General features: G+C 74.4%; 3 protein-coding genes. 2 read left to right on the forward strand and 1 reads right to left on the reverse strand.

Annotated features, from left to right (window positions below):
- The coding region (locus BN12_RS20850) for a bifunctional adenosylcobinamide kinase/adenosylcobinamide-phosphate guanylyltransferase (RefSeq protein ID WP_235432482.1) at positions 1-344 on the reverse strand (344 nt) is incomplete at its 3' end.
- A 23-nt stretch (positions 345-367) separates the two neighbouring features.
- Here BN12_RS20850 and BN12_RS20855 point away from each other — a divergent pair.
- The gene (locus BN12_RS20855; protein ID WP_456093708.1) at positions 368-1861 is read left to right on the forward strand and encodes a cobyric acid synthase; all 1494 of its coding nucleotides are present in this window, start codon (positions 368-370) and stop codon (positions 1859-1861) included.
- Complete coding sequence (locus BN12_RS20860; protein ID WP_048555474.1) at positions 1858-2595, forward strand: cobalt-precorrin-6A reductase; 738 nt, start codon at positions 1858-1860, stop codon at positions 2593-2595. Before BN12_RS20855 ends, BN12_RS20860 begins: the two co-directional genes overlap by 4 nt.
- Positions 2596-2636 lie beyond the last annotated feature (41 nt).

Raw genomic sequence — 2636 nt, forward strand, 5'->3', positions numbered from 1 at the left:
GCGGCCTCGACGTCGTCGAGGAGCGGACCGCGCAGCGACGCCGCAGCTGCGTCCCAGCCGTTGCGGTCGTCGACCCAGGCGGCGAGCCACGTGCCGAGGCTGTCGAGGAGGAGGGCGTCGCCCGGCCGGACCGAGCGGACGCCCCCGGCGAGGTCGACCGTCTCCACGGTATGCCACGAGGCGGGGCGTCGCGCGCGGTGAGCGGCGACCCGTGCGAGCCAGTCCGCATCGTCGGCGTGGGTCGCCGAGGTCGCGAGGTAGGTGACGGATTCGTCGCTGGCGAGCAGGGATTCGGCATGCGCCGACTTGCCGCTGCGCACCCCACCGGTGACGAGAACCCTCACCCGCAGATCGTATGCTGACCGGCGTGAAGGGGTCGTTGCTGGTCGCCGGGACGACCTCGGATGCGGGCAAGAGCGTCGTCACGACAGGGTTGTGCCGGCTGCTGGCACGCCGCGGGGTGCGGGTCGCGCCGTTCAAGGCGCAGAACATGTCGAACAACTCGATGGTCGTCGCGGGGCCCGACGGCGACGGGGCGGAGATCGGGCGGGCGCAATGGATCCAGGCGGTCGCCGCCCGGGCGACGCCGGAGGTGGCCATGAACCCCGTCCTCCTCAAGCCGGGCAGCGACCGTCGCAGCCACATCGTTCTGCGCGGCCGGCCGGCCGGCACCATCGCGTCGAGCGAGTTCGCCGGCGACCGTCGCGTGCTCGCCGAGGCCGCCTTCGCGGCCTACGACGACCTCGCGGGCCGGTTCGACGTCGTCGTCTGCGAGGGTGCCGGCAGCCCGACCGAGATCAACCTGAGGGCCGGCGACTACGTCAATCTCGGCCTGGCGCGGCACGCGGACATCCCCGTCGTCGTCGTCGGCGACATCGACCGGGGCGGTCTCTATGCCGCGCTCTACGGGACGCTCGCCCTCCTCGAGCCCGCGGACCAGCGCCTCGTCGCGGGGTTCGTCGTCAACAAGTTCCGCGGTGACGAGACCCTCCTGGCGCCCGCGAACCGTGACCTCACGCGGCTCACCGGCCGCCCCGTGCTCGGGGTCGTCCCGTGGAGCCCGGACGCCTGGCTCGACTCCGAGGACGGGCTCGACGTCGGGGCACGGGCCGCGACGACCGACGACCCGCTGCGGGTGGCGGTCGTCCGCTTCCCACGCATCAGCAACTTCACCGACGTCGACGCCCTCGGCCTCGAGCCCGACCTCGACGTGCGGTTCGCGGCGCGCCCGGGTGACGTCGCGGACGCCGACCTCGTCGTGCTCCCCGGGACCCGCTCGACCATCGCCGACCTGGCATGGCTGCGGACCCGGGGCCTCGACCGGGCCGTCCGCGACCACGCCGCGGCGGGCCACCCCGTGCTCGGGGTCTGCGGTGGCTTCCAGATGCTCGGCCGGCGCATCGAGGACCCCGACGGGGTGGAGGGCCCACCCGGCACCGTCGTCGAGGGCCTCGGGCTCCTCGACACAGCGACGACATTCGGTCCGACCAAGGTGCTGCGGCTGTCGACGGGCACCGCGCTCGGGCAGCCGGTGAGCGGCTACGAGATCCACCACGGCATCGTCCGTGGAGAGGGCGAGGAGTTCGCCGGCGGGCGGCGAGCCGGGATCGTCTTCGGCACCATGTGGCACGGGAGCCTGGAGTGCGACGGCTTCCGCTCGGCACTCCTCGCCGAGGCCGCGGCCACCGTCGGGAGGGAGCGCGCCCCGTCCGGCGTGCGGTTCGGCGCGGCCCGCGAGGCCCGGCTGGACCACCTCGCCGACCTCCTCGAGGAGCACCTCGACACCGACGGCATCCTCGACCTCGTCTCGCACGGGGCCCCCGGGACGCTGCCGGTGCTCACGGCGGGTGAGGCGCGATGACGGTGCTCCTGCTCGGCGGGACGGCCGAGGCCCGGGAGCTTGCGGAGATCCTCGTCCGCGACGACGTCCCCGTCGTATCCTCCCTCGCCGGGCGCGTCGCCAGGCCTCGGATGCCGATGGGGCAGGTGCGCATCGGCGGATTCGGGGGAGTGGACGGGCTCGTTCGGTACCTCACTGAGAACGCCGTGACCGCCGTCGTGGACGCGACCCACCCCTTCGCCCTCGGGATGGCGGCCCATGCGGTCACGGCCTGCCGCGAGACCTCCACACCCCTCCTGCGGCTCGAGCGGCCGGGCTGGTCCTCCGCTCCCGGCGCCGACTCCTGGCACTGGGTCGACGGTCACGAGGAGGCCGCCCGGCTCACCGCCGGGCTGGGGCGGCGACCCTTCCTCACCGTCGGCCGTCAGGAGCTCGGGACATTCACCGGGCCCCTCGGGCGGCACCGGGTCGTCGCACGGGTCGTCGACGTCCCGGAGTTCGCCCTCCCGGAGGGCTGGCGCCTCCTCACGAGCCGCGGCCCGTACTCCCTGGACGGGGAGCGGTCGATCATGGAGGAGCACGGCGTGGACGTCCTCGTCACGAAGGACTCCGGGGGGACCTTCACGTGGCCGAAGATGGAGATCGCCGCGGCCCTCGGCATACCGATCGTCGTCGTGCGCCGCCACGCGCCGCCCTCGGACGTGCCGACCGTCACCCACGCGCGCGCCGCGGCAGCCTGGGTCCGCTCGCGATGAGGGCGGCCAGCCCGAGCGCCCCCCAGCCGACGGCATCCGCG

Origin of the sequence: Nostocoides japonicum T1-X7, assembly GCF_001046855.1 — a bacterium.
GTDB lineage: Bacteria > Actinomycetota > Actinomycetes > Actinomycetales > Dermatophilaceae > Nostocoides > Nostocoides japonicum.

Excerpts from the sequence above, each read along its gene's own strand:
- BN12_RS20860 (WP_048555474.1), top strand. The coding sequence starts at position 1,858 with ATGACGGTGCTCCTGCTCGGCGGGACGGCCGAGGCCCGGGAGCTTGCG.